This window comes from Streptomyces africanus (genome assembly GCF_030816955.1).
GTDB classification, from domain to species: Bacteria; Actinomycetota; Actinomycetes; order Streptomycetales; family Streptomycetaceae; genus Streptomyces; species Streptomyces africanus.
This window is the reverse complement of sequence record NZ_JAUSYP010000001.1, coordinates 1969283-1992239: the sequence shown is the minus strand read 5'-3', so window position 1 is coordinate 1992239 and position 22957 is coordinate 1969283. Positions and strand designations below refer to the sequence as shown.

General features: G+C 70.4%; 23 protein-coding genes and 2 pseudogenes. 19 read left to right on the top strand and 6 right to left on the bottom strand.

Translation table 11 applies throughout. The annotated features are described in order from the left end of the window. Positions 1-14: 14 nt before the first annotated feature. From QF034_RS09345 to QF034_RS09335, 3 genes and pseudogenes are all read right to left on the bottom strand, one after another. A complete protein-coding gene (locus QF034_RS09345) occupies positions 15-818 on the bottom strand; it encodes an ABC transporter permease (RefSeq protein WP_307174489.1) in 804 nt (267 codons plus the stop codon). After that, on the bottom strand, positions 815-1738 hold the full coding sequence (locus tag QF034_RS09340; RefSeq protein ID WP_307174488.1) for an ABC transporter ATP-binding protein: 924 nt from the start codon (positions 1736-1738) through the stop codon (positions 815-817). The genes QF034_RS09345 and QF034_RS09340 overlap by 4 nt, the downstream gene beginning before the upstream one ends. Positions 1739-1769: 31 nt before the next feature. After that, positions 1770-2584, bottom strand: a pseudogene (locus tag QF034_RS09335) (AAC(3) family N-acetyltransferase). A gap of 161 nt (positions 2585-2745) precedes the next feature. Between QF034_RS09335 and QF034_RS09330 the strand changes: the two are divergent. The 8 genes and pseudogenes from QF034_RS09330 (at position 2746) to QF034_RS09295 (ending at position 9304) form a co-directional block, all read left to right on the top strand. Next, a complete protein-coding gene (locus tag QF034_RS09330) occupies positions 2746-3489 on the top strand; it encodes a helix-turn-helix transcriptional regulator (protein WP_307174487.1) in 744 nt (247 codons plus the stop codon). Beyond that, positions 3486-4907: a Fe-S cluster assembly protein SufB gene (gene sufB / locus QF034_RS09325; protein WP_307174486.1), complete on the top strand. Its 1422-nt coding sequence runs from the start codon at positions 3486-3488 to the stop codon at positions 4905-4907. The genes QF034_RS09330 and sufB overlap by 4 nt, the downstream gene beginning before the upstream one ends. Positions 4908-4964: 57 nt before the next feature. Further along, positions 4965-6149: a Fe-S cluster assembly protein SufD gene (gene sufD / locus QF034_RS09320; protein WP_307174485.1), complete on the top strand. Its 1185-nt coding sequence runs from the start codon at positions 4965-4967 to the stop codon at positions 6147-6149. Beyond that, positions 6146-6463 (top strand): non-heme iron oxygenase ferredoxin subunit, encoded by a 318-nt coding sequence (locus tag QF034_RS09315; RefSeq protein ID WP_086561395.1) that lies wholly within the window; start codon positions 6146-6148, stop codon positions 6461-6463. Before sufD ends, QF034_RS09315 begins: the two co-directional genes overlap by 4 nt. 7 nt (positions 6464-6470) lie before the next feature. After that, positions 6471-7235, top strand: coding sequence for a Fe-S cluster assembly ATPase SufC (gene sufC, locus QF034_RS09310; protein ID WP_307174484.1), 765 nt, complete (start codon positions 6471-6473; stop codon positions 7233-7235). Then, positions 7232-8489, top strand: a pseudogene (locus QF034_RS09305) (cysteine desulfurase). Before sufC ends, QF034_RS09305 begins: the two are co-directional and overlap by 4 nt. Before the next feature lie 15 nt (positions 8490-8504). After that, positions 8505-8975, top strand: coding sequence for a Fe-S cluster assembly sulfur transfer protein SufU (sufU, locus tag QF034_RS09300; RefSeq protein WP_306967978.1), 471 nt, complete (start codon positions 8505-8507; stop codon positions 8973-8975). Further along, on the top strand, positions 8972-9304 hold the full coding sequence (locus QF034_RS09295) for a metal-sulfur cluster assembly factor (protein WP_010039749.1): 333 nt from the start codon (positions 8972-8974) through the stop codon (positions 9302-9304). The genes sufU and QF034_RS09295 overlap by 4 nt, the downstream gene beginning before the upstream one ends. A 112-nt stretch (positions 9305-9416) precedes the next feature. Here QF034_RS09295 and QF034_RS09290 read toward each other — a convergent pair whose 3' ends face one another. After that, positions 9417-10247 carry an AbfB domain-containing protein gene (locus QF034_RS09290; protein ID WP_307174483.1) on the bottom strand — a complete coding sequence of 277 codons (831 nt, stop codon included), beginning with the start codon at positions 10245-10247 and terminating at the stop codon, positions 9417-9419. Between the two features lie 168 nt (positions 10248-10415). Here QF034_RS09290 and QF034_RS09285 point away from each other — a divergent pair, with 168 nt between their 5' ends. The 6 genes from QF034_RS09285 to QF034_RS09260 all read left to right on the top strand — a co-directional run bounded on the left by QF034_RS09285 (position 10416) and on the right by QF034_RS09260 (position 14712). Further along, positions 10416-10736, top strand: a complete 321-nt coding sequence (locus QF034_RS09285) for a DMT family transporter (protein WP_307174482.1) — start codon at positions 10416-10418, stop codon at positions 10734-10736. Continuing rightward, on the top strand, positions 10736-11284 hold the full coding sequence (locus tag QF034_RS09280; protein ID WP_307174481.1) for a TetR/AcrR family transcriptional regulator: 549 nt from the start codon (positions 10736-10738) through the stop codon (positions 11282-11284). The genes QF034_RS09285 and QF034_RS09280 overlap by 1 nt, the downstream gene beginning before the upstream one ends. Before the next feature lie 149 nt (positions 11285-11433). After that, positions 11434-12423 (top strand): 2,3,4,5-tetrahydropyridine-2,6-dicarboxylate N-succinyltransferase, encoded by a 990-nt coding sequence (dapD, locus tag QF034_RS09275; RefSeq protein ID WP_307174480.1) that lies wholly within the window; start codon positions 11434-11436, stop codon positions 12421-12423. A gap of 130 nt (positions 12424-12553) precedes the next feature. Then, entirely contained in the window at positions 12554-12784 is a 231-nt protein-coding gene (locus tag QF034_RS09270) for a hypothetical protein (protein WP_307174479.1), read from the top strand. Positions 12785-12946: 162 nt separating this feature from the next. Continuing rightward, on the top strand, positions 12947-13504 hold the full coding sequence (locus QF034_RS09265) for a SigE family RNA polymerase sigma factor (RefSeq protein WP_307174478.1): 558 nt from the start codon (positions 12947-12949) through the stop codon (positions 13502-13504). Next, on the top strand, positions 13501-14712 hold the full coding sequence (locus QF034_RS09260) for a WD40 repeat domain-containing protein (RefSeq protein WP_307174477.1): 1212 nt from the start codon (positions 13501-13503) through the stop codon (positions 14710-14712). Before QF034_RS09265 ends, QF034_RS09260 begins: the two co-directional genes overlap by 4 nt. Here the strand turns inward: QF034_RS09260 and dapA are convergent, their stop codons facing one another. Next, a complete protein-coding gene (gene dapA, locus QF034_RS09255) occupies positions 14713-15597 on the bottom strand; it encodes a 4-hydroxy-tetrahydrodipicolinate synthase (RefSeq protein WP_307174476.1) in 885 nt (294 codons plus the stop codon). A 147-nt stretch (positions 15598-15744) separates the two neighbouring features. Between dapA and QF034_RS09250 the strand changes: the two genes are divergently transcribed. The 3 genes from QF034_RS09250 to QF034_RS09240 all read left to right on the top strand — a co-directional run bounded on the left by QF034_RS09250 (position 15745) and on the right by QF034_RS09240 (position 17567). Continuing rightward, on the top strand, positions 15745-16164 hold the full coding sequence (locus QF034_RS09250; protein ID WP_086561382.1) for a phage holin family protein: 420 nt from the start codon (positions 15745-15747) through the stop codon (positions 16162-16164). Beyond that, positions 16161-16565, top strand: coding sequence for a DUF3618 domain-containing protein (locus tag QF034_RS09245; protein WP_307174475.1), 405 nt, complete (start codon positions 16161-16163; stop codon positions 16563-16565). The genes QF034_RS09250 and QF034_RS09245 overlap by 4 nt, the downstream gene beginning before the upstream one ends. A gap of 315 nt (positions 16566-16880) precedes the next feature. Beyond that, positions 16881-17567 (top strand): antibiotic biosynthesis monooxygenase, encoded by a 687-nt coding sequence (locus QF034_RS09240; protein WP_307174474.1) that lies wholly within the window; start codon positions 16881-16883, stop codon positions 17565-17567. A 41-nt stretch (positions 17568-17608) separates the two neighbouring features. Here the strand turns inward: QF034_RS09240 and QF034_RS09235 are convergent, their stop codons facing one another. After that, complete coding sequence (locus QF034_RS09235) at positions 17609-19438, bottom strand: DUF8508 domain-containing protein (RefSeq protein WP_307174473.1); 1830 nt, start codon at positions 19436-19438, stop codon at positions 17609-17611. Between the two features lie 304 nt (positions 19439-19742). Between QF034_RS09235 and QF034_RS09230 the strand changes: the two genes are divergently transcribed. After that, a complete protein-coding gene (locus QF034_RS09230; RefSeq protein WP_307174472.1) occupies positions 19743-21161 on the top strand; it encodes a hypothetical protein in 1419 nt (472 codons plus the stop codon). Between the two features lie 178 nt (positions 21162-21339). Beyond that, positions 21340-22782, top strand: coding sequence for an alkaline phosphatase PhoX (locus QF034_RS09225; protein ID WP_307174471.1), 1443 nt, complete (start codon positions 21340-21342; stop codon positions 22780-22782). Positions 22783-22957 lie beyond the last annotated feature (175 nt).

Below are 22957 nucleotides of genomic sequence, written 5' to 3'. Positions count from 1 at the left end.
CTTGCTCCCAGCGCTTACTCCCAGCGGAAGAACCGTCCGGCCGCCGTCAGACCGACGACCGCCCAGACGGCGAGGATCCCCAGGTCGGCCCAGGGCATCCCGGTCCCGTGCCGCAGCACGTCCCGCAGGCCGTCGGACAGGGCCGAGATGGGCAGCAGGCCGAGCACGTCCTGCGCGGCGGCGGGGAACTTGTCGAGCGGCACGATGACCCCGCCGCCGACGAGCAGCAGCAGGAACAACAGGTTGGCGGCGGCGAGCGTCGCCTCGGCCTTCAGCGTCCCGGCCATCAGCAGACCGAGGCCCGAGAAGGCCGCCGTGCCGAGGACCAGGAGCAGCAGCACGGCGAACGGGTTGCCGTGCGGCGACCAGCCGAGCGCGAAGGCGATCACCGTCAGCAGGACCACCTGGAGCACCTCGGTGACCAGCACGGACAGCGTCTTCGCCGTCATCAGGCCCCAGCGCGGCAGAGGCGAGGACGCGAGCCGCTTCAGGACGCCGTAGCGGCGCTCGAAACCGGTCGCGATGGCCTGCCCGGTGAACGCGGTCGACATCACGGCGAGCGCGAGGATGCCGGGGGCGAGGAAGTCGACGGCCTCGCCCGCGCCCGTGTCGACGATGTCGACGGTGCTGAAGAGCACCAGGAGCAGGGTCGGGATGACGACGGTGAGCAGCAGCTGCTCGCCGTTGCGCAGCAGCATCTTCGTCTCGAGCGCGGCCTGGGCCGCGATCATGCGGGTCAGGGGCGCGGCCCCCGGCTTCGGCGCATAGGTGCCGGTGGCGGTCACGAACGCAGTTCCTTCCCTGTGAGCCGCAATCATGAGCGCAGCTCCTTGCCGGTCAGCTCGAGAAAGACGTCTTCCAGGGTGTGCCGCTCCACCGAGATCTTCTCCGGCATCACGCCGTGCTGGGCGCACCAGGAGGTGACCGTCGCGAGCAGTTGCGGGTCGACCTTGCCGACGACCCGGTACGAACCCGGCGTCAGCTCGGCGGCCGAGCAGTCGGCGGGCAGGGCCTTCAGCAGCGAGCCGACGTCCAGGCCGGGACGGCCGCTGAAGCGGAGCGTGTTCTCGGCGCCGCCCCGGCACAGCTCCTCCGGGGAGCCCTGGGCGATGACCCGGCCCCCGTCGATGATGGCCACGTCGTCGGCGAGCTGCTCGGCCTCGTCCATGTAGTGCGTGGTGAGGATCACACTGACACCGTCGGCGCGCAGGTCCCGGACCAGGTCCCAGGTGGCGCGACGGGCCTGCGGGTCGAGCCCGGCGGTCGGCTCGTCCAGGAACACCAGCTCGGGGCGGCCGACCACGGCCATCGCGAGGGCCAGCCGCTGCTGCTGCCCGCCCGACAGCCGCCGGTACGTCGTACGGCCGCACGAGCCGAGCCCGAGGCGTTCGATGAGCGCGTCCACGTCCAGGGGGTGGGCGTGCAGCCTGGCCACGTGGCGGAGCATCTCGTCGGCGCGGGAGCCCGAGTAGACGCCGCCGGACTGGAGCATCACGCCGATCCGGGGCCGCAGCTCCCGGGACTGTCCGACCGGGTCGAGGCCCAGGACGCGCACCGTGCCGGAGTCCGGCTTCCGGTACCCCTCGCAGGTCTCGACCGTGGTCGTCTTGCCCGCCCCGTTGGGGCCGAGCACGGCGGTCACACCCTCCCGGGCCACCAGGTCGAGCCCGTCCACCGCGGTCTTCGTGCCGTACCGCTTCACCAGGGCCTGGACCTGGACCACGGGCTCACTTCGCATGGGTCCAGAGTCTAGGTTCGTGCGCGGGGTCTCAGAGCGGCGGGTGCTGGAACTCCTCCTCACGGGGACGGTGCACCGGCAGCCAGCGCTCTGCGTAGGCCACCGCGTCCGCCACCGGGAACAGCCGCGCCTCGGCCGCCCCGACCTTGCCGCGTACGACGGGACGGTCCCGCTCGAAGTCGTAGCCCAGCTCGTCGAACCGGTCCGAGCTGATCGACACCTCGGTCACGGTCTCCCAGCCGTCGGGGCCCGGCCGGCCCACGGCGACGCGCGGGGACGGTATCCGGTACTCGGCGAGGTGGAAGCTGGTGCAGGAGGCGTAGCCGGCGCCGAGCAGCAGGACCCGGGCGCCCATGGCCTCCAGCTTCGCCAGCGGGCTGCGCTCGCCGAGCCGGCAGTCGGGAGCGTGCCCCTCGATCACCTCCGCCGCGCGCGGGCCGACCGCCGCGAAGGAGGTCTGCGGATGGGCGCTGCGCAGCGCGCCGGGCCAGGTGTGCGCACGGTCTCCGGGACGACGCCGACCCCCCGTGTGGGCGTGATCCGGGGGTCGTAGGCGGGCATCGTGGCGCGGATGGCCTCCCACCAGTCGGGTGGCACGGGCGGGTTGCCCCACAGGGCCGGGTCGGAGAGGTCGCCGGTCTGCGTCGGAACCACCAGCGTGCCCTGCGGGCCGAGCGCGTCGAGCAGTCCCCGCACCACCGCGACGGCGCCGCCGTTGACCCAGCCGAGGGAGCTGAGCGAGGAGTGCACGAGGAGGGTCTCGCCGGGCCGCACTCCCAGGTCGCACAGCTGCGCGCGCAGTGTGTCCCGGGTGACAAGAGGGCCGGTCGGAGGGGGTGTGGACATGGTTCGGGAGTGTCCCCCACGCGGCTGCGCCATGCCACCGGTTTGGTCGATCGGAGATCGTTTCCGCAGGTCAGGTTAGCTTTACCTAAGTGACGCAGGGCACCACGGGGGTGACCGGACGCGGCTTGCCCGGCCCCGATGAATTACGCAACAATGGCGTTGTGAAAAACGTCGGCGAGGTTCGGGAGACCCCCACGGGGTCCCCTCAGGAGGAACTCGCGACCGGGGAGCGGTCCACCCGCAACCGAGTCGCGCGATCCATCCTGGACCACGGCCCGTCGACCGTCGCCGAACTCGCCGAGCGGCTGGGCCTCACCCAGGCGGCCGTGCGCCGGCACCTCGACGCCCTCGCGGGCGACGGTGTCGTCGAGGCGCGCGAGCAGCGGGTCTACGGCACGCGCACCCGCGGCCGGCCGGCCAAGGTGTTCGCCCTGACCGACTGCGGCCGGGACGCCTTCGACCAGTCCTACGACAAGCTCGCTGCGGACGCGCTGCGCTGGATCGCCGACCGCGAGGGCGGCAACGAGGCGATCGCCGCCTTCGCCCGCGCCAGGATCGCCGCGCAGGCGAGCGCGTACCGCGAGGCGGTCGAGACCGCCGCGCCCGAGCAGCGGACGGAAGCCCTGGCCAAGGCCCTGAGCGCCGACGGGTACGCTGCTACGGCGCGCAGCGCGCCCCACCCGCAGAAGGGTGAGCAGCTCTGCCAGCACCACTGCCCGGTCGCCCACGTCGCCGAGCAGTTCCCGCAGCTGTGCGAGGCGGAGACGGAATTTTTCGCCGAGCTGCTCGGTACGCACGTACAGCGGCTCGCCACCATCGCGCACGGCGACGGCGTCTGCACGACGTTCATCCCCAAGATTTCCCACAACGCATCTGCAAGCACGGCCGGGAGGAACCCCGCATGACTCTCCCCACGGAGACTGCCCACCCCGAGCTCGAGGGCCTGGGCAAGTACGAATACGGCTGGGCCGACTCCGACACGGCCGGCGCCTCTGCCAAGCGCGGCATCAACGAGGACGTCGTCCGGGACATCTCCTCCAAGAAGAGCGAACCGGAGTGGATGACCAAGCTCCGCCTCAAGGGTCTGCGCCTCTTCGAGAAGAAGCCCATGCCGAACTGGGGCTCGGACCTGTCGGGGATCGACTTCGACAACATCAAGTACTTCGTGCGCTCCACGGAGAAGCAGGCGGCCTCCTGGGAGGACCTGCCCGAGGACATCAAGAACACGTACGACAAGCTGGGCATCCCCGAGGCCGAGAAGAACCGCCTCGTCGCCGGTGTCGCCGCGCAGTACGAGTCTGAGGTCGTCTACCACCAGATCCGTGAGGACCTGGAGGAGCAGGGCGTCATCTTCCTCGACACCGACACGGCCCTGAAGGAGCACCCGGAGCTCTTCAAGGAGTACTTCGGGACCGTCATCCCCGTCGGCGACAACAAGTTCGCGTCGCTGAACTCCGCCGTGTGGTCGGGCGGCTCCTTCATCTACGTGCCGCCGGGCGTCCACGTGGAGATCCCGCTCCAGGCCTACTTCCGTATCAACACGGAGAACATGGGCCAGTTCGAGCGGACGCTGATCATCGTCGACGAGGGTGCCTACGTGCACTACGTCGAGGGCTGCACCGCCCCGATCTACAAGTCGGACTCGCTGCACTCCGCGGTCGTCGAGATCATCGTCAAGAAGAACGCCCGCTGCCGCTACACGACCATCCAGAACTGGTCGAACAACGTCTACAACCTGGTCACCAAGCGTGCCGTGGCCTACGAGGGCGCGACCATGGAGTGGGTCGACGGCAACATCGGCTCCAAGGTGACGATGAAGTACCCGGCCGTCTACCTGATGGGCGAGCACGCCAAGGGCGAGACGCTGTCCATCGCCTTCGCCGGCGAGGGCCAGCACCAGGACGCGGGCGCCAAGATGGTCCACATGGCGCCGAACACGTCGTCCAACATCGTGTCGAAGTCCGTCGCGCGTGGTGGCGGTCGTACGTCCTACCGCGGTCTCATCGAGATCGGCGAGGGCGCCGCGGGCTCCAAGTCGAACGTGCTCTGTGACGCGCTGCTGGTCGACACGATCTCCCGCTCGGACACCTACCCCTACGTGGACGTCCGCGAGGACGACGTGTCCATGGGCCACGAGGCCACCGTCTCCAAGGTCTCCGAGGACCAGCTCTTCTACCTGATGAGCCGCGGTCTGAGTGAGTTCGAGGCGATGGCGATGATCGTGCGCGGCTTCGTCGAGCCCATCGCCAAGGAGCTCCCCATGGAGTACGCCCTTGAGCTCAACCGGCTGATCGAGCTGCAGATGGAAGGCGCGGTCGGCTGATCCCCACCGCAGTCCCATCAAGCCCTTACGTAACGGAAAGCGAGCACTACGACAGCCATGGCTGAGGCTCAGAACATCCCGGTGGGCTCCACCACCACCGGCTCGATCGCGGTGGCGGCCGAGTCGACCGTCGCCACCCGCATGAGCGCGCCCCCCTCCTTCGACGTAGCGGACTTCCCCGTGCCGCACGGCCGTGAGGAGGAGTGGCGGTTCACCCCGCTGGAGCGCCTGCGCGGGCTGCACGACGGCACCGCCGTGGCCGACGGCAACGGCGTGAAGGTCGACGTCCAGGCCCCCGAGGGCGTCACCGTCGAGGCCGTCGGCCGCGACGACGCGCGGCTCGGCAAGGCCGGCACCCCGGTGGACCGCGTGGCCGCCCAGGCCTACTCGGCCTTCGAGAAGGCCTCGGTCGTGACCGTGCCGAAGGAGACCGTCCTCACCGAGCCGATCCGCATCGCGGTGCACGGCGAGGGCGGCACCGCCTTCGGCCACCAGGTGATCGAGCTGGGCGCCTTCGCCGAGGCCGTCGTGGTCATCGACCACACCGGTGACGCGGTGCTCGCCGCCAACGTCGACTACCTCCTGGGCGACGGCGCCAAGCTGACCGTCGTCTGCGTCCAGGACTGGGACGAGAAGGCCGTCCACGTCGCCCAGCACAACGCGCTCGTCGGCCGCGACGCCTCCTTCAAGTCGGTCGTCGTCACCTTCGGCGGCGACGTCGTCCGGCTGCACCCGCGCGTGCGGTACGCCGGCCCCGGCGGCGAGGCCGAGCTGTTCGGCCTCTACTTCACCGACCAGGGCCAGCACCAGGAGCACCGCCTCCTGGTCGACCACAACGTCCCGCACTGCAAGTCGAACGCCGTCTACAAGGGCGCGCTCCAGGGTGACGGCGCCCACGCGGTGTGGATCGGCGACGTGCTCATCGAGGCCAAGGCCGAGGGCACCGACACGTACGAGATGAACCGCAACCTGGTCCTCACGGACGGGGCGCGCGTGGACTCCGTACCGAACCTCGAGATCGAGACCGGCGAGATCGTCGGCGCCGGCCACGCCTCGGCCACCGGCCGCTTCGACGACGAGCAGCTCTTCTACCTCATGGCCCGCGGCATCCCGGAGCACGAGGCCCGCCGACTGGTGGTCCGCGGCTTCTTCGCCGAGCTGGTCCAGCAGATCGGCCTCCCGGACATCGAGGAGCGCCTGATCGCCAAGATCGAGGAGGAGCTGGAGGCGGCCGTCGCATGACCTTCGTACGCGCCTGTGGACTGGGCGAGCTGGAGGAGGACACCCCGAAGCGGGTGGAACTCGACGGCACGCCCCTGTCCATCGTGCAGACCGAGGGCGAGGTGTTCGCGATCCACGACATCTGCTCGCACGCGAACGTCTCCCTGTCGGAGGGCGAGGTCGACGACTGCCACATCGAGTGCTGGCTGCACGGCTCGCGCTTCGACCTCCGCTCCGGCAAGCCCGACGCCCTTCCCGCGACGCGCCCCGTCCCCGTATACCCCGTAAAGATCGAAGGGGACGACGTGCTCGTCTCCCTCACCCAGGAGTCCTGAGGCACCCATGGCAACGCTTGAAATCCGAGACCTGCACGTCACCGTCGAGGTCGAGAACGGCACGAAGGAAATCCTCAAGGGTGTCGACCTCACCGTGAAGCAGGGCGAGACGCACGCCATCATGGGCCCCAACGGCTCGGGCAAGTCGACCCTCGCCTACTCCCTCGCGGGACACCCGAAGTACACCATCACCGGCGGCACCGTCACCCTCGACGGCGAGGACGTCCTGGAGATGTCCGTCGACGAGCGGGCCCGCGCCGGTCTGTTCCTCGCGATGCAGTACCCGGTCGAGGTCCCGGGCGTCTCCGTGTCGAACTTCCTGCGCACCTCCGCGACCGCCATCCGCGGCGAGGCCCCCAAGCTGCGGACGTGGGTGAAGGAAGTCAGGGAGACCATGGAGCGTCTCAACATGGACCCGGCCTTCGCCGAGCGCAACGTGAACGAGGGCTTTTCCGGCGGTGAGAAGAAGCGCCACGAGATCCTCCAGCTGGAGCTGCTCAAGCCGAAGATCGCGGTCCTCGACGAGACCGACTCCGGCCTGGACGTCGACGCCCTGCGCGTCGTGTCGGAGGGCGTGAACCGGGTCCGCGAGACGGGCGAGGTCGGCACCCTGCTGATCACGCACTACACGCGCATCCTCCGCTACATCAAGCCCGACTACGTGCACGTCTTCTCCGGCGGCCGGATCGTCGAGTCCGGCGGTGCCGAGCTCGCCGACAAGCTGGAGAACGAGGGCTACGAGGCATACACGAAGGGTGGCGCATCCGCGTGACACAGCTGCCGGGCCTCCTCGACACCGAGGCGCTCCGCAAGGACTTCCCGATCCTGGACCGCGTCGTCCACGACGGCAAGAAGCTCGTGTACCTGGACAACGCGGCGACCTCGCAGACGCCGCGCCAGGTGCTCGACGTGCTCTCCGAGTACTACGAGCAGCACAACGCCAACGTCCACCGTGGCGTGCACGTCCTCGCCGAGGAGGCCACGGCGCTGTACGAGGGCGCGCGCGACAAGGTCGCGGAGTTCATCAACGCGCCCTCGCGCGACGAGGTGATCTTCACCAAGAACGCCTCCGAGTCGCTCAACCTCGTGGCGAACATGCTGGGCTGGGCCGACGAGCCCTACCGCGTGGACTCCGACACCGAGATCGTCATCACGGAGATGGAGCACCACTCCAACATCGTGCCGTGGCAGCTGCTCGCGCAGCGCACGGGCGCGAAGCTGAAGTGGTTCGGCCTGACCGACGACGGCCGTCTGGACCTGTCCAACATCGACGAGGTCATCACCGAGAAGACGAAGATCGTCTCCTTCGTGCTGGTCTCCAACATCCTGGGCACCCAGAACCCGGTCGAGGCGATCGTGCGCCGCGCCCAGCAGGTCGGTGCGCTGGTCTGCATCGACGCCTCGCAGGCCGCGCCGCACATGCCGCTGGACGTGCAGGCCCTCCAGGCCGACTTCGTGGCCTTCACCGGCCACAAGATGTGCGGCCCGACGGGCATCGGCGTCCTCTGGGGCCGCCAGGAGCTGCTGGAGGACCTGCCGCCCTTCCTCGGCGGCGGCGAGATGATCGAGACGGTCTCGATGCACTCCTCCACCTACGCCCCGGCGCCCCACAAGTTCGAGGCGGGTACGCCCCCGGTCTCCCAGGCGATCGGTCTCGGCGCGGCGATCGACTACCTCAACGCGATCGGCATGGACAAGATCCTCGCGCACGAGCACGCGCTCACCGAATACGCGGTGAAGCGGCTGCTGGAGGTCCCGGACCTGCGCATCAATCGGCCCGACCACGGCCGAGGAGCGCGGAGCGGCGATCTCCTTCACCCTCGGGGACATCCACCCGCACGACGTGGGCCAGGTCCTCGACGAGCAGGGCATCGCGGTCCGGGTCGGCCACCACTGCGCGCGGCCGGTCTGCCTGCGGTACGGAATTCCTGCGACCACGCGAGCGTCGTTCTATCTGTACTCCACGCCGGCCGAGATCGACGCGCTGGTCGACGGCCTGGAGCACGTACGGAACTTCTTCGGCTGAAGGGCGTGCTGAACGGTGAAACTGGACTCCATGTACCAGGAAGTCATCCTGGACCACTACAAGAACCCGCACGGGCGGGGCTTGCGGGATGGCGACGCCGAGGTGCACCACGTCAACCCGACGTGCGGTGACGAGATCACACTGCGCGTGAAGTACGACGGAACGAAGATCGAGGACGTCTCGTACGAGGGCCAGGGCTGCTCGATCAGCCAGGCCTCGGCCTCCGTACTGAACGAACTCCTCGTCGGCAAGGAGTTCTCCGACGCGCGGAAGATCCAGGAGACCTTCCTGGAGCTGATGCAGTCCAAGGGGAAGCTCGAACCCGACGACGCGATGGAGGAGATCCTGGAGGACGCGGTCGCGTTCGCCGGGGTGTCCAAGTACCCGGCCCGGGTCAAGTGCGCCCTGCTGAGCTGGATGGCCTGGAAGGACGCGACGGCCCAGGTGCTGGGCGGAGCCGACGCCGAGAAGGAGACGACGGCATGAGCGAGACCGTGGAGATGAAGCCGGCCTCGGAGGAAGAACTCCGTGAGGCCCTGATGGACGTCGTCGACCCCGAACTGGGCATCGACGTCGTCAACCTCGGCCTGATCTACGGCATTCACGTCGACGAGTCGAACATCGCGACCGTCGACATGACCCTGACCTCCGCGGCCTGCCCGCTGACGGACGTCATCGAGGACCAGGCGAAGTCCGCTACGGACGGCCTCGTCAACGAGCTGCGCATCAACTGGGTCTGGATGCCGCCGTGGGGCCCCGACAAGATCACGGACGACGGGCGGGAGCAGCTTCGGGCGCTCGGGTTCAACGTCTGAGATCCACGTCTGGGATCTACTGAGATCCACGTCTGGGATCCACTGACTGACGAAGGGGCGGCACCCTGCCGGGGTGCCGCCCCTTCGCGCGTGTCAGTCCAGTTCGCGTGTGTCAGTCCAGCCCGGCGACCAGCCGGAACGCCGAGTCCGCGCGGTACACCCCGTCGTACTGGTACGGGTCGAGGCGGAGCTGGAAGTTGCGGTGGCGCAGGAAGCGGCCCGGGTAGTTCGCCGACTCCAGCATGATCGCGCCCGGGTAGCTGGCGGGCCGGGGGCAGAAGGTGGCGTCCTTGCGGAAGAGGGACGAGCCGTCGTTGCGTTCCGCGCGCAGGACGAAGTTGCGGTGGCGGAGGTAGCCGCCGTCGGCCGTGGTGAAGGAGTAGCAGGAGGAGTCGGCCAGGCCCGCCACCCGTTCGAAGGTGGCGTTGCGGCGGGCCGAGGCCGAGCCGGCCGGGGCGAGAGTCACGTAGTCGCCGCTGATCTGCCAGTAGCGGTCGGGGTAGTTGACGGAGCGTATGGAGGTCCCGGTCTGCGCGGCCGGGGGCTTCGCCGGCGGTGACGTCCTGTGGGACGCCGGGGGCTTCGGCGCCTTCGTGTGCGGCTCCGGACTGGCGTCGGGGCGGGGCGATGTGCTTCTGGTGGGGGTGGGGGACGGGCGCTTGTGGTCCGCTTCGGGCGCTTCCCCCGTCTTGGAGGGCGTCGCGAACGAGATCAGGCCGCCCGGTGCCGAGCTGCTGAGGGCCGTCGGCTGCGCCGCCGAAGGGGTCGGCTCGGCGGTCCGGTTGTCCATCACGGCGATCGCGGTCACGCACGCGGTGACCGTGGCCAGGGCGAGAGCGCCTGCCAGCCAGAGCCGTCGCGTTCCCGGTGCCCGGGTGGTGTCCGGGGCCCAGCCGCTCTCCCACGGGCGGCCCAGTGGGGGCCGGGACTTCTCTTCTGACATGCGCTTTTTCCTCCGGCGGGCACCCTTGACGCGGCGCGGTTGCGGTCGCCCGGTCTGTGATCGCTGACACCGTAGTGGACCGCGGGGAGCACTGGGAGGCGTTTGTTGAAACCGGTATCTCTTCTCTCGTTGCGTACGGGTGTACAGATGTTGTGTACGCTCGTACATATGGGTTATCTGCTGCTGGCCGGGGCCATCGCCGCCGAGGTGGGTGCGACCACCGCCATGAAGTACAGCGAGGGCTTCAGCAGGCTCGGACCCTCGCTGCTGACGCTCCTCGGCTACCTCGTCTCCTTCGCGCTGCTCGCGCAGACGCTGAAGACCGTCTCCGTCGGAACGGCCTACGCCATCTGGGCCGGCGTCGGCACCGCCGCCATCGCCACGATCGGGTTCGTGTTCCTCGGTGAGGGGATGACTGTCGCCAAGGCAGCCGGGATCGCCCTGATCATCGTCGGGGTCGTGGTGCTGAACCTGGGAGGTGCCCACTGATGCCCCGGCGCTACGACCCCGAGCGGCGGCAGCGGATCATCGACGCGGCGATCCGGGTCGTCGGGGCGAAGGGCATCGCGGGGCTGAGCCACCGCACGGCCGCCGCCGAGGCCGATGTACCGCTCGGCTCGACGACGTACCACTTCAAGACCCTCGACGAACTGCTGGTCGCCGCGCTGCGGCAGGCCAACGAGGGCTTCGCCAAGGTCGTCGCGGGCCGGGGCGGGCTGGAGGACCCCCGGACCGATCTGGCGGCCGAGCTGGCCGGGTGGATGGGGGAGTGGCTCGCGGGCGACCGCACGGGCGTCGAGCTGGAGTACGAGCTGTACCTCGCCGCCCTGCGCCGGCCCGCCCTGCGGCCCGTCGCCGCCGAGTGGGCCGAGGGGGTCGCCGAGCTGCTGTCCCGGCGTACGGATCCGGTGACCGCGCGGGCGCTGGTGGCGGTCGTCGACGGCATCTGCCTCCAGGTGCTGCTGACCGGGGTGCCGTATGACGAGGCGTATGCCCGGGAGGTGCTGGGGCGGGTGGTCGCGGGGGCGCGGGAGTGATGCTCGCGAGGGTGAGGGAGGGCTGGGAGGACCCCGATGGCGGGGCTGCCACCGCGCGTCACCGACCAGCGGCGGGGCGTACCGCCCGGCACGTGAGACGGCCCCGTACCGGTTCGCATCGACCGCTGTCCGCCGGTTAGGTTGCCCTCATGACCGACACGACTGCTCCTCGCACCACCGGCGCCGTTGCCGCCGGCCTCGCCACGATCGCCGCCGACGGCACCGTCCTCGACACCTGGTTCCCCGCGCCCGAGCTGGCCGACGGGCCCGGCCCGTCCGGCACCGAGCGGCTCTCCGCCGAGCAGGCCGCCGAGCTGCTCGGTGGCGGTGCGACCGCGGCGATCGGCCCGGACGCCCGCCGGGGCGTCGAGGTGGTCGCGGTCCGCACGGTCATCGCCTCGCTCGACGAGAAGCCGATCGACGCGCACGACGTCTACCTGCGTCTGCACCTGCTCTCCCACCGCCTGGTCAAGCCGCACGGCCAGAGCCTGGACGGCATCTTCGGCTTCCTCGCCAACGTCGCCTGGACCTCGCTCGGCCCGGTGGCTGTCGACGACCTGGAGAAGGTGCGGCTGAACGCCCGCGCCGAGGGCCTGCACCTCCAGGTCACCTCGGTCGACAAGTTCCCCCGCATGACCGACTACGTGGCCCCCAAGGGCGTCCGCATCGCCGACGCCGACCGGGTCCGCCTCGGCGCGCACCTCGCCGAGGGCACCACCGTCATGCACGAGGGCTTCGTCAACTTCAACGCCGGCACGCTCGGCACGTCGATGGTCGAGGGCCGCATCTCCGCGGGCGTCGTCATCGGCGACGGCTCGGACATCGGCGGCGGCGCCTCGACCATGGGCACGCTGTCCGGCGGCGGCAACGTCATCATCTCCGTCGGCGAGCGGTGCCTGGTCGGCGCCGAGGCGGGCGTCGGTATCGCGCTCGGCGACGAGTGCGTCGTCGAGGCAGGCCTGTACATCACCGCCGGCACCCGCGTCACCATGCCCGACGGCCAGATCGTCAAGGCCCGCGAGCTGTCCGGCGCCTCCAACATCCTCTTCCGCCGCAACTCGGTCACCGGCACCGTCGAGGCCCGGCCGAACAACGCGGTGTGGGGCGGGCTGAACGAGATCCTGCACAGCCACAACTGATCACCTCGTACGAGGTACCCGGCGTGACCTCGTGGTGGCTTTTGCAGATGAACGGGTGGGCGCAGGGTCCGATGAACGGGCGGGCGTCGTTTCCGAGCAGAAGCCGAACCGATGAAACGAGGACCGGGGCATGAGGAACGAGCGGGGGCGGGGCGTGGCGCGGTTGCTGGCGGGGGCCGTGGCGGGGCTGGTGGTGTGCTGGCTTCCGGTGGGTGCCGCGCACGCCGACGAGACCAACACGGGCTCGCACAACGGCCACCGGGTCGGGCTGGTCAACGTCAACGTCGGGCAGGTCGACGACCCGGCGGAGGACGTGCTGGAGCACACGCTGCTGTTCGGCGACGGGTACGCCTGGAACTGAGCCGGCAGTTCGACGGGCCGGGGCCCGTACCGCACGCACGTGCGGTACGGGCCCCGGCCCGTTTTTTGTGTCCGGCAGTGGCATAGCGGGAGGCTCCCGCGCGCGTCACAAGGGGTACGGGGGCGGGCAGCGGGTCCGCCCCGGGGGAAGGCGAAGGTGACGATGGATGCCGAAGCGCAGGAGAGCTTCCGGGAATTCGTGGCGAACAGGTCGTCCACGCTGCTGAAGACCGCGGTCCTGCTGAGCGGCGGCGACCGGCACGCGGGGGAGGACCTGCTCCAGAACGCGCTGATCAAGGCGGCGGGCCGCTGGCACCGGATCGACGAGCCCGAGGCGTACGTCCGGCAGATCCTCTACCGCCAGCAGGTCAGCCGCTGGCGGCTGAAGTGGCCGAGGCGCGAACTGAGCGTCGCCGAACCGCCGGAGACCACCACCGCCCCGGACGCCTCCGGCGCGGCCGAGCTGCGTCTGGTGATGCGGGGCGCGCTGGCCCGGCTGACCGCGCGGCAGCGCACCGTGCTCGTGCTGCGCTACTTCGAGGATCTGCCCGAGGCGGAAGTGGCCCGGATCCTGGGGTGCTCCGTCGGCACCGTGCGGTCCGCCACCCACCGCTCCCTGGCCCGGCTGCGCGCCCTCGCGCCCGAGCTGGCCGCCCTGGGCCCGGCCGCTGCGGAAGAGCGGCCGTCCCGTGACTACTCGCCCGTGGAGGTGCGTCAGTGAACGTCGACGAACTCGTGCGCGACGCGCTGCGCGACCAGGCCGAGGGGCAGCCGCCCGCGGCACCCGGCTTCGCCGACCGGGTGCTCGCCGTCCGCCGGCGCCGCCGCAGCCGCCGGCTCGCCTCCGCCGCCGCGGCGGTCGCCGCCGTGGTCGCCGTGGCCGTGGCCGTGCCGATGCTGGACTCGGGCAAGCAGGACGTACGTCCCTCGGGCGGCGTGGAGCAGACCAGTGTCACCGCCCGGCCGGACCAGTCGCCGCCGCGCGACCTGATCGCCGCCGGCCGGGTCGCCCTGGCCGCGCACTTCACCAGATCGATCGTCGAGCAGTCCGCCGACCGGGCCGTTTCCAAGCGCACGTACTGGCTGCTGAACCCGAAGACGAACAAGTACGTGAAGGACGACCGGTGGTCGTACGTCGCCGTCGCCCCCCGGATGACGACCGCCGCCGTTCTCGAACGGGACCTGCCCGTGCCACGTATCGGGCTGCTCGACCTGGCGAGTGGTCAGGTCAAGCGGTGGATCCCGGTCGACCGGCCCGTGGCGGGGGTGGAGTTCTCCACCGACGGCAGGAAGCTCGTCGCGACGACGTACAGCAAGAACCCCGACCGCCGGGTGAAGATCGACGGGTCGGAGGGCTGGGACGTCCCCTTCATGGAGTCGGACCGGACCGGGTTCCACGTCATCGACGTGGCCTCCGGAAGCAGTTCCTGGGCGGGGGTGGAGATCGGCGGAGGTGCGCACAATCCCGATGCGTTCATCAACTCGCGCCAGGACTTCGCGTTCACCCGCGACGGCCGTCTCGTCTGGTCGGGGATGCCCACCGAACCCGGCGAGAAGTTCTACGACTTCACCGGCAAGGAAGTTCCCGCGCCCGCGCTGGAACGGTACCGGGACTGGTCCGTCGACGCGGGCGTGTCGCCGGACGGGCAGCTCGTCGCCGGCCCGTTCGCGGGGCAGAAGTGGAAGACGTCCTCCTTCGTGCTCGACGCGCGCACCGGGAAGCAGCGCGAGGTACGCGGGCAGCAGTTGCTCGCCTGGGCGGACGGGAACTCGCTCGTCGCCTGGGACATCGGGCCGGACGGGAACGAGTACCACCAGCGGCTGGTGCTGGTCTCCATCGGCGGCGAGAAGACGACCCCGCTCAGTGATTTCCGGTCGCCCAAGGACAACACCAAGGGGCGGTGGGAGCCGGTGTTCGCGGAGCGGTGATCAGGTCCGGGTGAGGTCCGCGTGGAGCGCCAGCAGGGCGTCGGTCGTGGCGGGGCCGGCCGGCCGGAGCGGGGCGCGGACCGGGCCCGCGGGGAGGTCCAGGGCGGTGAGCAGCGCCTTCGTCGTCACCGTGCCCGGGAGGCCTGCCGACATGATCGCCTCGATGAGGGGGGTGGCCTGCTGCTGGAGGCGGGCCGCCTGTGCCGTGTCTCCCGCGTCGAACGCGTCCAGGACCGCTCGCAGCCGGGCCGGGACCACGTTCGACACCGTGCTGACGTAGCCGGCCCCGCCCACCGCGTACAGGGCCAGGTTGTGCTCGTCGCAGCCCGCGTAGTACGCCAGGTCCGTGCGGGCCAGCACCTTCTGGGCGGCCAGGAAGTCGTAGGAGCAGTCCTTGACCGCGACGATCCTGGGGTGTGCGGAGAGGCGGAGGATCGTCTCCGGTTCGACTCGGACGCCGGTGCGGTTCGGGATGTCGTAGAGCATGAGCGGGAGCTCGCCGGCGTCGGCGATCTCGCGGAAGTGGGCCTCGATCGCGTCCTGCGGGGGTCTGCTGTAGTACGGCGCCACCACCAACAGGCCGTCCGCGCCCGCCTTTTCCGCCTCCCGGGCCAGGTCGACGGTGTGGCGGGTGTCGGGCGTGCCGATGCCCGCGACGATCGTCGCCCGGTCGGCCACGGCCTCGCGGACGGCTGCGATCAGGGCCGACTTCTCGGCGTCCGTGGTGGTCGGCGACTCGCCCGTCGTGCCGGACAGGACGAGGCCGTCGCAGCCCTGTGCGACCAGGTGGGCGGCGAGGCGTTGGGCGCCGTCGAGATCCAGTGCGCCGGACGTCGTGAACGGGGTGATCATGGCGCACAGGGCGCGGCCGAAGGGGGGCGTCATGTGAGTAGTGTCGGCAGCATGACTGTGTAGCTCTAGTTAATTTTGCTACCCGGTATTCGTAAGGGATGCTTTCCGGTCGCCTTGGGGGGTGCGGGCGCCGTGGCCGGGGTACTCGGGGGTTCCTACTTCGAGAGGAGGCGGAACACCGTGACCGGGACCATCGATCATCGGGCCGTGCACGACGAGCACCACACCGTGGGCGAGCTCGTCTCACAGGCCGCGGAGCAGCTCTCCCGGCTCGTGCGGCAGGAAGTGGCTCTGGCCAAGGAGGAGCTGGCCGAGAAGGGGAGGCGTGCGGGGCGTGGTGGTGGGCTGCTCGGTGCGGCGGGTGCCGTCGCCTACGCCGGGCTGCTCGCGCTGGCCGGGACGGGGGTCGCCGCCCTCTCGCTGGTGCTGCCCGTCTGGGCCGCGGCGCTCATCGTGACGGGGGTGCTGTTCGTGATCGCGGCCGTGCTGGGCGCTGCCGGCCGGGCGCAGTTGCGCCGGGCCACGCCTCCCACTCCTGAGGAGGCTCTCGGCAGTGTCAGGGCGGACGTGGAGGAGATCAGGGAAAGGGCACATCGATGACGGAAGCGACGGGTGGGGCCAAGGGGCCCGACGAGCTGCGGCAGCAGATCGAGCGGACCCGTGGTGAACTCGGGAACACGGTGGAAGAGTTGGCGGGGAAGGCGGATGTGAAAGGGCGTGCGCGGGCGCGGGCGGCCGATCTGCGGGACAAGGCCGGGGCGATGACGGTGCAGTTGCGCAGCAGCGCCGCGCAGGCCGGGCACACGGTGCACGACAAGGCGACGCATGCGACGCACGCGGGGCCTCGGCCGGTGCGGGGTGTCGTTCGGGCCGGAGTGCAGCATCCCAAGCCGGTGCTGGTTGCCGGGGCGGCTGCGGGGGCTGTGGTGGTGACCGTCGGGGTGTTGCGGCGCCGGCAGCAGGCCGCTCACGGGCCTCTCTGGCGTCTCGTGCATCGCTGAGCGGGGTGGGGGTGCCGCGCCGCGCGCCTGACGCCGGGTGGTGGGTCGGGGCCGCGCCGGGGGGTGTCCGTCCTCGGAACGGCGCGATGGGGTCGGACGCCGACTGACTGTCCGTTGACGCGCCAACCGCTGCGGGCGGACACCCCCCGACACGTCCCCTGCTCGCCGTCGGCGGGTGCGGGTGCGTCGTGGTTGCCCTAGCTGCGGGCAGTCGTTGCCTCCCCCAGTGCCTTAAAACCCTCGCTTGACCTCAAGTTCGGTCGAGGTTGAAAGGTGGGGTGCGCAGGCAACCGGCGTATACGACTGGAGTGTTCCATGAGCCGTCGAACCGAGCAGCACCCCGACCCCACCGACCCCCGCATCGGTGCTCCCTTCTTCAGCACCTGGCGAGTCGGTACTCCCGAGCGGCAGCAGCAGACCGTGGAGACGATCGGGCGGACGTGGGAACGGCGGCCGTGGCCCGCCGGTGATCTGCTGGGATACCACGTGTACGCGGGACACGACGGGTCCACGCTGATGCACTACTCGCAGTGGAGCGCCGAGGCCGCCTACGAGGCCTTCGTCAAGACGCATCGGCAGGAGCGGGTCGACGAGATCGACACCGCCGTGCCGGGGATCGAGCGGGTGGGGCTCGGGCGGTACCGGCGGTATCGCAGCCGGGAGCGGGCCGTGGGGGACGTGCGGGTGCCGGAGTTGATCGTCACCGTGCGGATCGACTTCGAGGAAGGGGCCGGGGAGCGGCGCCAGGAGTGGGTCGATCTCGTGCACAAGGCCCTGGGTGACGATCCGCAGGGCCATGGCGGGCTGATCTCCGCCCATTTCCATCTGAGTACCGATGGCGGGCACGTGCTGAACTACGCCGAGTGGGAGAGCGACCAGGCCTATGACGAGGCCTTGGCGGCGCCCGGGACCGACGCGTGGGAGCGCGTGCGGACGTACCCGGGGGTGCGGGGAGTGAGCGGGAGCCGGTATCGGCATGCCCTGGGGCTCGTCCCCGGGTGAGGGGCCGGCTGGACCTTCGGTGCAGCCGGCCCCCGGCCGGGTCACGGGCGGAAGCGCAGGACCTGCGGGTCGTGGTCGCTGATCTGGTCGTTGAACTCCGCGTTGACGTGCACGCTGTCGTACGCGAAGTCGCAGTCGCGGCGGATCGACGGGCTGACCAGGATCTGGTCGAGGACCTGGCTGTTGCCCTGGTAGACGTACGAGTAACGCTCGCTCCTGGGCAGCGACTTGATCGCCGACCAGAGTTCGCCGCGGCCTTCGAGAAGCTTCGCGGTCCGGGAGAACTCGAAGTCGTTGATGTCGCCCAGGGCGATGACGTCCGCGTTCTTCTCGGTGTCGAGGATGTCCTTGACGAAGGCGTTCACCAGCGTGGCCTGGCGGTGGCGCTGGGTCTCGGAGCTGCGGACCGGCGGCTGGTACTGGGAGGTCAGGCCCTGGTCGCCGCCCTTGGAGTTGAAGTGGTTGGCGATCACGAAGACCGTGCGGCCGCGGAAGACGAACTCGCCGGCCAGCGGCTTGCGGCTGTTCTTCCAGGCCTCGTCGGCGGGGGCGATGCGGCCGGGGCTGAGCGTCAGGTGCGCCTTGCCGCGGATCTTCGTCACGCCGGTCGCCGTCGTGGCGTCGCCGCCGGCGCGGTCCGTGAAGGAGACCCGCTCCGGGTTGAACAGGAACGCCTGGCGGATGTTGCCGCCGGGCTCGCCGCCGTCCGTGTTGTCGGCCGGGTCGATCGAGCGCCAGTCGTACCTCGGGCCGCCGGCCGCGACGATCGCGTCGATCAGCTCGGCCATGGTCTGGTCGGCGGCGACCGTGCCGTCGTTCTTCGCGCCGTTGTCGTCCTGGATCTCCTCCAGCGACACGATGTCCGGCGACTTCAGGTTGTTCACGATCGCGGAGGCGTGCTCGGCGAAGGTGTCGTCGGACGGGTCGAGGTTCTCGACGTTGTAGGTGGCGACCGCGAGTTCCGAGGAGCGCTGCTTGCTCGTCGTCTCGCGCTTCAGGCCCGCCTGCTCGAGCGTGCCGAGTTCGCTCGCGACCAGGGTGTAGCCGCCGAACTGGTTGTAGTCGAGCGGGCCCGCCGTGGTGCCGGTGAGGGTGTCGCCGACGTTCGCCTTCGGGAAGTCGGCCGTCGAGCCGAGGGACTGGATCTGGAGACGGCCGGTGTTCTGGGCGTCGTAGGAGCCGTAGACCGTGCCGCCGTGGCGGTTGCGGTTCTCGTGCGGCTTCACCGTCACCCAGAGTTCGGTGTACGGGTCGGTGGCGCCCACGACACGGGTGTCGCTGACGCGGACGGTCATGCCCTCCAGCGCCTCGTAGTGGTCCAGGGCGTATGCCGAGGGCTTGAGGGGGAGGGCGTTGATCGAGCCGTTCGCCGTGGTGTCGCCGGACGGCGTGTAGGCGGCGGGGACCGACCTGGCGTCGATCGTCGTGGCGGCGGGGAGCTGGTTGCCGCTGGAGACGACCGTGGTCGTCGGCTTGGTGATCTCCGTCAGGGACTGGTTGCCGGAGGCGGTGCCGCCGGGGACGTACTCCGAGACCGTGCCGCTGACCGTGACGGAGTCACCGACGGCGACCCCCTTCGGAGCGGAGCTGGTGAAGACGAAGACGCCCTCGCTGGTCGCCGGGTCGGCGTCCGGGGCGGGATCTTGTATCCAGAAGCCGCGGGACGAGCCGTAGGTCCGGATGCCGGTGACGATTCCGGTCACGTCCGTGACCTGCTTGCCGGCGAACGGCGATATCCGGGTGCTGCCCTGGATGTCGTGGATGCGGACCGAGTCCGCGTGTGCGGGGGCGGTGAGGACGATCGTGGATGCCGCGGAGCACACGGCGGCGACGGTGAGCGCGGCGAGGCGCGCGGACGACTTGCTCGGCAACGGGAATCCCTCCGGGGACATGACAGGGCGCCGGGACGAGGGTGGAGCGTGGACTGTCAGCCGCTACCTGTGGGGCGGGCGGTGTGACGCGCGTAGAGGGCGGTGGACGGGCAGGTTGTGGGGCCGGCCCGGTGAACAAGTGTCCGCCGACTTCTACGCGCGTCAATCTCCAGCCTGCTCAGGGCACTTGTCAAGGTTTCGGCCATGTACAGCTCCTGACGGGGACATGAAGTAGGCGGCATGGGTGTAAATCCGTCTAGGCTGAGCGGCTGAGTCGTATGAGGCGCCCTAGGAGAAACCCCCGATGTCAGACAGCTCCCCCCTGCCGCCGGTGCGGCTGACGTCCGAAGCGGAGCTGGCGCGCGACGCGCTGTCCACGCCGTTGCTGTCCCGAGCCGCCCGGCTGGCCCGCTGGGCCGGGCCGGAGACCCGGGTCGACGCCGGGGGAGGGCTCGTCGACGAGCAGTTGCCCGCCGCCGCCGAGGCACTCGGACTGAGCGGGGACGACGCCGCCGCCGACGCCGGCGAGGCGTGGCGGGTGGCCGTGGACACCGGGCTCGTCGAGATCGTCGACGAGGAGGAGGGCACCGTCACGGCGGGCGAGGACCTCGCACTGCTCACCGGCGGCTCCCCGCAGGACGTGCTCACGGTGTGGCTCGCGGCCCTGGAGGCGGTGCTCGCCGACGCGAGCGTCCCCGACCTGGACGGGCTCGTGGCCGAGGACGGCGAGGTCGACCTCTCCGCCCTCGACTGGGACCCGGAGGCCGAGGCCGAGTTCCTCGACGGCGTGCTCGGCAACCTCTATCTGCTGACGGCCGGCGAGGACACGCCCGCCGAGGCGCCCGTGCCGCTGCCCGCGCTGGCCGCGTCGGTGATCGTGCCCAGTGACATGGGCGAGCCGACCAACGACGTCCTGGAGCAGGTGTCCGACGCGATGATGCGGCTGGACAACCAGTTCCGGATGCTGGAGCCGGTGGGTCTCGTGGCGTACCAGCCGGTCGACGAGGCGCTCATGGCCGATGCCGACGAGGAGCCCGCGGGGCCCGTCGACGACGCCGACGTCTCCCGGTACGGCATGGTCCGGCTCACCCCGCTCGGGCTGTACGGCCTGCGCGCCCGGCTGCTGGAGGCCGGGTTCGACGCGCCGACCGTCGGGGACCTCGCGCACAAGGGAGCCGACGCGCTGCTCGACGGCACGGCGGCGTTCCCGCCCGGTGCTGCGCAGGCCGAGACCGAGCAGTGGCTCCAGCGGCGGGAATCGCTCGACGCGGCGCGGGAGTTGCTGGCGGCGGCGCGGGGTGCGGATGCCGGGGCGCCGCTGCGGCGGTTGCGGTGTCAGCAGGCGTTGTCGCTGGTGGGTGCTTCGGCCGAGCCGGCGCTCCGAGAGGTGCTCGATGATGCCGAGTTGGGCGGGCTCGCGCGGGTGTGGCTGACCGAGCACGGTGCGGCTGATGTGCCTCCGCCCTCGGAGGCGATGGTCTATTGGCTGACCATCGATACGGTGGCCGCGCAGCTGGCGGCGGAGGGTAATTCCGAGGAGTTGCGGGCCTTGGTCGAGGGGCTTGCGCGGCAGCACGGTGGGTTTTTCGAGGCGGTCTGGCGGGTTGATCATCCCGCGACCGCTGATGTGCTGGAGGCGATGGGGCGGTTGCATCCCGACAAGAAGGTTGCGAAGGAGGCGCGGAAGGCTGCGTTCAAGGCGCGGTCGCAGCAGGGGGGCTGACCTTGCGTTGCGCGTGCGGGTTCGTTGTGGCTTGTCGCGCCCACGCGGCGGAGCCGCATATGGATACAGTCCCGCGCCCCTTGGGTGTTGTTCAACCGGCGTTCATGGATGAGCGGGACGGTGGCGGTGATCGAGGTCCGCCACCCTCCACGGCATATCCACCGTCACAGGAGACACCATGTCGCTCACCCGCAGGGACTTCGCCAGAACCTCCGCGATCACCGGTGCCGGTGTCGCGCTGGCGGGCAGTGTCGGGGCCCTCGCCACCGCGCCGAACGCCCTCGCGTCCTACGACACCGACAGTGCGGAGGGCGCGGCGGACGCCCGGCACGGGGTCGGCTACGGGCCGCTCGTACCGGATCCCGAGGGGATCCTCGCCCTGCCCGCGGGCTTCACGTACCGCATCGTCACCTACAGCGGAAAGACCAAGCTGGAGTCCGGTGAGTTCACGCCGTCCAACCACGACGGCACCGCCACCTTCGACGGCCCCCGCGGCACCACCCTGCTCGTCAACAACCACGAGCTGAAGGGCCCGCGCGCCAACTGGAAGTACCCGGTCCCGCTCACCGAGGGCCTCGTCTACGACCCGGCCGCCGCCGGCGGCTGCACGGTCGTCGAGATACGCCCCGACGGACGGGTCGCCGAGTGGGTGGGCATCGCCGGTACCTCCACCAACTGCGCGGGCGGCCGCACGTCCTGGGGCACCTGGCTCACCTGCGAGGAGAACTCCGACAAGGCCGGCGTCAACGGCATGACCAAGGACCACGGTTACGTCTTCGAGGTCGACCCCGTCGACCGGCGCGCCAACCGCGGCCCCAGGCCGCTGAAGTTCTTCGGCCGCTACGACCATGAAGCCGTCGTCATCGACCCCAGGCGCGGCCACGCCTACCTCACCGAGGACGCCGCCGGCCCCAACGGCCTCTTCTACCGCTGGACCCCGCCCGAGGGCTTCGCGTACGGCCCCGGAAAGTTCCGCGAGCTCGCCGACGACGCCGGCGTCCTCCAGGCACCCAAGTGCTTCGACTCGGGCGGGAAGTACGTCGACGACCTGTCCCGCGCCACGAAGACCGGCACCGTCTACGGCGTCGACTGGGTGGACGTGCCCGACCGCGACGCCCGTACGACCCCCGTGCGCAAGCAGTTCGGCGAAGGCGAGGTCACCCGCGCCCGCAAGCTGGAGGGCATGTGGTGGGGCGACGGGGGCGCCTACATCGTCTCCTCGTACGCCCGCGAGGAGAGCCCCGGCCGGCACGACGGCCAGGTCTGGTTCTACGACCCCAAGCGCCGGACGCTGACCTTGAAGGTCCTGCTCGGAGTGAACCCCGACCCCTCCGCGGACGGCGCGTTCGACGGCCCCGACAACATCACCGTCTCCCCGTACGGCGGCCTCGTCATCGCCGAGGACGGGGAAGGGGTGCAGCACCTGTTCGGGGCCACCGACAGCGGCCGGACCTACCCGATCGCCCGCAACGAGCTGAACATCGGCACTGAAGAGGAGCCGGAATACAGCGAGTTCGCCGGTGTCACCTTCTCACCCGACGGCCGGACCCTCTTCGCCAGCATCCAGACGCCCGGCATTCTGCTCGCCGTCACCGGCCCCTGGAAGCGGCAGAAGCGCTGATTAATTCGCTCGCAGTGCCCGCGCTGCGCCTCCTACAGTGAGATCACAACGTCACGCACCTCCCGGTGCGATGGCAGCGGCTACTTCTCTTCCAAAGAATCCGACGCCGCCGCCGACTTGATCTCGGGAGGCGCAGCATGGGGTGGGTGCCCGGTGCGCAGGCAACGGTTACTTC

Coding starts and splice junctions, on each gene's coding strand:
- QF034_RS09345 (WP_307174489.1), bottom strand. CDS start 818: ATGATTGCGGCTCACAGGGAAGGAACTGCGTTCGTGACCGCCACCGGC.
- QF034_RS09340 (WP_307174488.1), bottom strand. CDS start 1,738: ATGCGAAGTGAGCCCGTGGTCCAGGTCCAGGCCCTGGTGAAGCGGTAC.
- sufB (WP_307174486.1), top strand. CDS start 3,486: ATGACTCTCCCCACGGAGACTGCCCACCCCGAGCTCGAGGGCCTGGGC.
- sufD (WP_307174485.1), top strand. CDS start 4,965: ATGGCTGAGGCTCAGAACATCCCGGTGGGCTCCACCACCACCGGCTCG.
- QF034_RS09315 (WP_086561395.1), top strand. CDS start 6,146: ATGACCTTCGTACGCGCCTGTGGACTGGGCGAGCTGGAGGAGGACACC.
- sufC (WP_307174484.1), top strand. CDS start 6,471: ATGGCAACGCTTGAAATCCGAGACCTGCACGTCACCGTCGAGGTCGAG.
- QF034_RS09295 (WP_010039749.1), top strand. CDS start 8,972: ATGAGCGAGACCGTGGAGATGAAGCCGGCCTCGGAGGAAGAACTCCGT.
- QF034_RS09290 (WP_307174483.1), bottom strand. CDS start 10,247: ATGTCAGAAGAGAAGTCCCGGCCCCCACTGGGCCGCCCGTGGGAGAGC.
- QF034_RS09285 (WP_307174482.1), top strand. CDS start 10,416: ATGGGTTATCTGCTGCTGGCCGGGGCCATCGCCGCCGAGGTGGGTGCG.
- QF034_RS09280 (WP_307174481.1), top strand. CDS start 10,736: ATGCCCCGGCGCTACGACCCCGAGCGGCGGCAGCGGATCATCGACGCG.
- dapD (WP_307174480.1), top strand. CDS start 11,434: ATGACCGACACGACTGCTCCTCGCACCACCGGCGCCGTTGCCGCCGGC.
- QF034_RS09270 (WP_307174479.1), top strand. CDS start 12,554: ATGAGGAACGAGCGGGGGCGGGGCGTGGCGCGGTTGCTGGCGGGGGCC.
- QF034_RS09265 (WP_307174478.1), top strand. CDS start 12,947: ATGGATGCCGAAGCGCAGGAGAGCTTCCGGGAATTCGTGGCGAACAGG.
- dapA (WP_307174476.1), bottom strand. CDS start 15,597: ATGACGCCCCCCTTCGGCCGCGCCCTGTGCGCCATGATCACCCCGTTC.
- QF034_RS09245 (WP_307174475.1), top strand. CDS start 16,161: ATGACGGAAGCGACGGGTGGGGCCAAGGGGCCCGACGAGCTGCGGCAG.
- QF034_RS09240 (WP_307174474.1), top strand. CDS start 16,881: ATGAGCCGTCGAACCGAGCAGCACCCCGACCCCACCGACCCCCGCATC.
- QF034_RS09230 (WP_307174472.1), top strand. CDS start 19,743: ATGTCAGACAGCTCCCCCCTGCCGCCGGTGCGGCTGACGTCCGAAGCG.
- QF034_RS09225 (WP_307174471.1), top strand. CDS start 21,340: ATGTCGCTCACCCGCAGGGACTTCGCCAGAACCTCCGCGATCACCGGT.